The 5,445-nt window shown below is 66.6% G+C and carries 6 protein-coding genes; all 6 read left to right on the top strand.

What is annotated here, in order from left to right; translation table 11 throughout:
- The first annotated feature begins 103 nt into the window (after positions 1 to 103).
- On the top strand, positions 104 to 1,153 hold the full coding sequence (locus AC5JJ6_RS39675; RefSeq protein ID WP_496047322.1) for a S1C family serine protease: 1,050 nt from the start codon (positions 104 to 106) through the stop codon (positions 1,151 to 1,153).
- 156 nt (positions 1,154 to 1,309) lie between these two features.
- Positions 1,310 to 1,828, top strand: a complete 519-nt coding sequence (locus AC5JJ6_RS39670) for a helix-turn-helix domain-containing protein (RefSeq protein ID WP_496047321.1) — start codon at positions 1,310 to 1,312, stop codon at positions 1,826 to 1,828.
- 118 nt (positions 1,829 to 1,946) lie between these two features.
- On the top strand, positions 1,947 to 2,552 hold the full coding sequence (locus AC5JJ6_RS39665) for an NUDIX domain-containing protein (RefSeq protein WP_496047320.1): 606 nt from the start codon (positions 1,947 to 1,949) through the stop codon (positions 2,550 to 2,552).
- A 63-nt stretch (positions 2,553 to 2,615) separates the two neighbouring features.
- A complete protein-coding gene (locus AC5JJ6_RS39660) occupies positions 2,616 to 3,620 on the top strand; it encodes a cysteine synthase A (protein WP_496047319.1) in 1,005 nt (334 codons plus the stop codon).
- Positions 3,621 to 3,639: 19 nt separating this feature from the next.
- Positions 3,640 to 4,344 carry an alanyl-tRNA editing protein gene (locus tag AC5JJ6_RS39655; protein WP_496047318.1) on the top strand — a complete coding sequence of 235 codons (705 nt, stop codon included), beginning with the start codon at positions 3,640 to 3,642 and terminating at the stop codon, positions 4,342 to 4,344.
- Positions 4,345 to 4,384: 40 nt separating this feature from the next.
- Positions 4,385 to 5,257: a 3-mercaptopyruvate sulfurtransferase gene (gene sseA / locus AC5JJ6_RS39650; RefSeq protein ID WP_496047317.1), complete on the top strand. Its 873-nt coding sequence runs from the start codon at positions 4,385 to 4,387 to the stop codon at positions 5,255 to 5,257.
- Positions 5,258 to 5,445 lie beyond the last annotated feature (188 nt).

Genomic DNA, 5,445 nt, shown 5'->3' with positions numbered 1-5,445 from the left:
CGGCACCTGCTTTTCCTTTTCGCGCTTGATGCCCGGCCATCCGCCGCACATGTCATTGATGATCCCGCGGACAATGCCGTGGGCGTGACGATGGAGGGGTGACATGGTCCCGGCACCTGGCGTTTCGTCGAACCGGCGCTGCCGGCCCGCACCAAGGGTTTTCCCTCTTCTCGTCTTCGCCCTGGCTGCGATCGCCGCGTGCTGGACGCCGGCGCCCGCGGCGGCCCAGCGGGTGGAATCGCCCGATCTGGCGGCGATGGTCCAGTCCGTCGTGGGCGTCAGGGCCATGGTCCCGTCCAACGCGCGCTCGGCCGAGTCGCTGGGGACCGAACGCAGCGGCAGCGGCGTCGTGATCGACAGCACCGGCCTGATCGTCACCATCGGCTACCTGGTGATGGAGGCAAGCTCGGTCGAGGTCCGGAACGCGGACGGCAAGACCTATCCGGCGGAAATCGTCGCCTACGACCAGGCCAGCGGCTTCGGGCTCCTGCGGGGCGGCTACGGCTTCAAGGCCAAGCCCATGCGGCTGGGACGCTCGGCGGACGTCAAGGTCGGCGATCCGATGCTGGCGCTGATCCATGGCGGCGCCGAGGGCGTGCGCGCCACCCAGCTTGTTTCGCGGCGCGAATTCGCCGGTTACTGGGAGTATCTGCTGGACGACGCGCTGTTCACGTCGCCGCCCGTCATGGAATTCGGCGGGGCCGCCCTGGTATCGCCGAAGGGCGAGCTGATCGGCGTCGGTTCCCTGTTCGTCCATGACGCCGCGCCGCCCTTGTCGATGCCCGGCAACATGTTCATCCCGGTCGACGTGCTGCGCCCGATCCTGGGCGACCTGATAGCGCTTGGCCGCAATGCGACGCCGCCGCGCCCCTGGCTTGGGCTGACCACCAACGAGGAGGGCGACAGGCTGGTCATCCGGAAAGTGACGCCGGGCAGCCCCGCCGAAACGGCGGGCCTGCGGTCGAATGACGCCATAGTCGGCGTCGGCGGACAGCCGGTGAGCCGCCTTGCGGATCTTTATCGGAAGATCTGGGCTTTAGGCGATGCCGGAATACGGGTACCGCTCGACATCCGGCGTGGCGATCGGGTAGAAACGATCACCGTGATGTCGATGGATAGATACCGGCATCTGCGCCTCAACCCCACTTTCTGACGTTTTGCGCTATACCTTCGCCTATAGGCGGCGATATACGAAATAATATATCGACTTTTAGTGGTATTTAGCCCTATCCCCGTATTGCATGCCGCCGTGGTCCGGGAACGAGGTTCCTGCACCGACGGTATCGGGATTCGGGGACGGGTGTGGGAAATGATACGCAAGCCTAAGAATGTCGCCAACGAGATCGACGCCCATGTGGGCAGCAGACTGCGCCTGCGTCGCCTGCTGTTGGGGATAAGCCAGGAAAAGCTGGGAGCCGCCCTGGGCCTGACCTTCCAGCAGATCCAGAAATACGAGCGCGGCGCCAACCGCGTCGGCGCCAGCCGCCTGTATGACCTGTCCAGGGTTCTCGATGTGCCGGTTTCGTATTTCTTCGCCGATATGCCGGATGAAACCGCCGCAGTCATGCCCGGAAGGCTGCCGGGGCGGTTGTCGGCTTCCCGCGAGCCGTCCCTGGATGCCGACGTGCTCCTGAGCAAGGAAACCGCCGAGCTGGTCAGGGCCTATTACGCCATCGGCGACATGGACGTCCGCCGCCGGACCCTGGACTTCCTGCGGACCGTCAGCGAAAGCATCAGTCTGGAGCGGGTCCCGGCGAAGGAGGACGACCCGTCCGAGGAGCCCGAAAGCGGCATCGGGGAAACCGAAGCCCTGTCCGAAGAGGTCTAGCCATTCGGCGTCCGCCGGTCCATCGGCAGGATGCTCGCGCCGGGTGACGCCATACGCTAATAAGCGGTGGCGCCGTTCGTGTCGATCGGGCGGCCTGGCATGTTGGCGGAGTAAGACCATGAACGACGAGCAGGATATCGATATCCGGGAGAAGGAAACCGTCTTCGCCGGTTTCTTCCGCATGGACCGCTATCGGCTTCGGCACCGCAAGTTCGACGGCTCCTGGACGCCGGAAGTCTCACGCGAGATCTTCGAGCGCGGCAATGCGGTCGCCATCCTGCTCTACGATCCGGATCTGGATACTGTCGTGATGGTCGAGCAGTTCCGGCTGCCGGCCTACCTTGCGGGCCGGTCGGCCTGGTGCATCGAGACCCCTGCCGGAGTCGTCAAGCCGGGCGAGGAGCTGGCCGGCGTCGCCCGGCGCGAGGCGATGGAGGAAACGGGCTGCGAAATCGCCGGCGAGGTCAGGCAGATATCGCAGTTCATGGCGAGCATCGGCGGCAGCACGGAGATCGTCACGGTGTTCCTGGGCATCGTCGATTCGCGGAAAGCTACCGGCATCCATGGAGTCGCGGACGAGCACGAGGACATCCGGGTCCATGTCGTGCCGGCGGCCGAGGCGATCCGGATGGCCGACGAGGGCGAGATCGAGAATGCGGCGAGCGTGATCGCGCTGAACTGGCTGGCGCGCCATCAGGCGAGCCTGAAGGGTACGTCCGCTTGATCCGGGCCTGACCGCCGGTTAGTCTGTCATCCATCCTGGCAGACTGAAGAAGAGCGGGTTTCTGTGGACGTACGCGACGGTTTCATCGGCAGCATCGGCAACACGCCACTGATCCGCCTTGAAGGGCCATCAAGAGCGACCGGCTGTAACATCCTCGGCAAGGCCGAATTCCTCAACCCCGGCGGATCGGTCAAGGACCGGGCCGCCATCGCGATCGTGCGCGACGCCGAGCGGCGCGGGCTGCTGAAGCCCGGCGGCGTCATCGTCGAGGGGACGGCCGGCAATACCGGCATCGGGCTGGGGCTGGTCGGCAACGCGCTGGGCTACCGCACGGTCATCGTCATGCCCGAGACGCAGAGCCAGGAAAAGAAGGACATGCTGCGGCTGATCGGCACGGATCTCCGGCTGGTCCCGGCCCTGCCCTACGCCAATCCCGGCAACTACGTCCGCTATTCCGAGACGCTGGCGAAGGAACTGGCGGAGACGGAGCCGAACGGCGCCATCTGGGCGAACCAGTTCGACAACGTCGCCAACCGCGAGGGCCACGCCGCGACGACCGGCCAGGAGATCTGGCGGCAGACCGGCGGCCGGATCGACGCCTTCACCTGCGCCGTCGGCACCGGCGGCACGCTGGCCGGCGTCGCGATGGCGCTGAAGGAGAAGAAGCCGGACATCCGGATCACGCTGGCCGATCCGCTCGGCTCGGCGCTGTACAACTATTACGCCAACGGCGAGTTGAAGGCCGAGGGCAACTCGATCACGGAAGGTATCGGCCAGGGCCGGATCACGAAGAACCTGGAAGGCGCCCCGGTCGACGACGCGCTTCGGGTGACCGACGAGGAAGCGCTGCCCCTGGTGTTCGACCTGCTGAAGAACGAGGGCCTGTGCCTGGGCGGGTCGAGCGCCATCAACGTAATGGCGGCGGTGAAGGTGGCGAAGGACCTCGGTCCCGGCCATACCGTCGTGACGATCCTGTGCGACTTCGGGACGCGCTACCAGTCGAAGCTGTTCAATCCCAGCTTCCTGCGCGAAAAGAACCTGCCGGTCCCGTCCTGGCTGGCCGACTGAGCAAACCTCTAGGGTCATCATGGAATTGATCTTCCGCCGCGATGCCTATGCCGTCCGTACCGGGGCCACCGTGACCGCGGTGGACGAGCGCGGCATCACGCTCGACCGGACCGTCTTTTACGCGGCAGGCGGCGGGCAGCCGGGCGATACCGGAGTGCTGCGCCACGACGGGGGCGAGGTCAGGCTGGCCGAGGCCGTCAAGGGCGATGGACCGGACACCGTGATCCACGTGCCGGAGCCGGGTTCGGCGCTTCCCGCCGTCGGTTCGACGGTGGAGGTCGAGATCGACTGGGGCCGCCGGTTCGCCCATATGCGGATGCATACCTGCCTTCACCTGCTGTGCGCCGTCGTGCCGGGAGCCGTGACCGGCGGGCAGATCGGCGCGGACAGGAGCCGGCTGGACTTCAACGTGCCGTCCGGCAGCCTGGACAAGGAAGAGCTGACGGCGGCGCTGAACCGGCTGATCGAGGGCGACCATCCCGTGTCCTACCGCTGGATCGAGGACGCCGAGCTGGAAGCGAAGCCCGATCTGGTCCGCACCATGTCGGTCAAGCCGCCGACCGGGTCCGGACAGGTCAGGCTGGTCGAGATCGGAACCGTCGATCTCCAGCCCTGCGGCGGGACCCATGTCGCCCGTACGGGCGAGATCGGCGGCGTCGAGGTCGTAAAGATCGAGAACAAGGGTAAACAGAACAGGCGCGTGGTCGTGGCGCCGGCACCCTGAGGGGCCGGACTCGGACACGCCGATCAATCGAGGGGAAACGATGCCATACTCCAAGCCCGACGCTCTGGTCAGCACCGATTGGCTGGCGCAGCACCTGAGCGCACCCGACGTTCGGGTGGTCGATGCCACATATTTCCTGCCCGGCTCCGACCGTGACGCCCGCGCCGAGTACAATGAGCGTCATATCCCCGGCGCGGTGTTCTTCGATATCGACGAGATCTCGGACAGCTCCAGCAGCCTGCCGCATATGCTGCCGGCGCCCGAGAAGTTCACCGCGCGCGTGCGCAAGCTGGGCCTGGGCGACGGCGTCCGCATCGTCGTGTACGATACCCATGGCCTAATGAGCGCCGCCCGGGTCTGGTGGATGTTCCGGGTGTTCGGTCACCGCGACGTGGCGGTGCTGGACGGCGGTCTGCCCAAGTGGATCGCCGAGGGCCATCCGCTGGAAGACCTGCCGCCGATGCCGCGCGAGCGCCACTTCACCCCCCGGCTCAACAGCTTCCTGGTCCGCGAAGCGGATCAGATCAAGGCGAACCTGGAGAGCGGACGGGAACAGGTCGTCGATGCCCGCGCCTCGGGTCGCTTCACCGGCGCCGAGGCCGATTTCTGGCCGGGCCGCCGCGCCGGGCACATTCCCGGCAGCCTCAACCTGCCCTTCAACGACCTGCTGAACCCGGCCGACCGGACGTTCAAGTCGGGCGAGGAGCTTCAGGCGCTGGTGGAGCGGGCCGGCATCGACATGAAGCGGCCGATCGTGACCAGTTGCGGCAGCGGCATTACCGCCTGCGTCGCGGCCCTGGGACTGTACCTGCTGGGCAAGGAAGACGTCGCCGTCTATGACGGGTCCTGGGCCGAGTGGGGCCAGCGGGAAGACCTGCCGGTGGAAACGGGAGCGGCGAAGACGCATGCCTGAGCTGGGGCCGGAAGCAAGGTTCGAACTGCTGGTAAAGGCCGCCCGATGACGACACCGCCCGATTTGCGCATCGTCCCGGGGCTGCCGCCCGGCAAGCTCCGCGTGGTCGTCACCTATCTGGAGATGACGACGCAGCCGGCCACCCCGAAGCAGCGCCCGCCGGTCGAGAAGCTGGCGCTGCTCCGGGC

This window comes from Skermanella sp., assembly GCF_059503625.1.
Note: the sequence above shows the minus strand (reverse complement) of the source record. Positions and strands in the feature narration are given on the sequence as shown.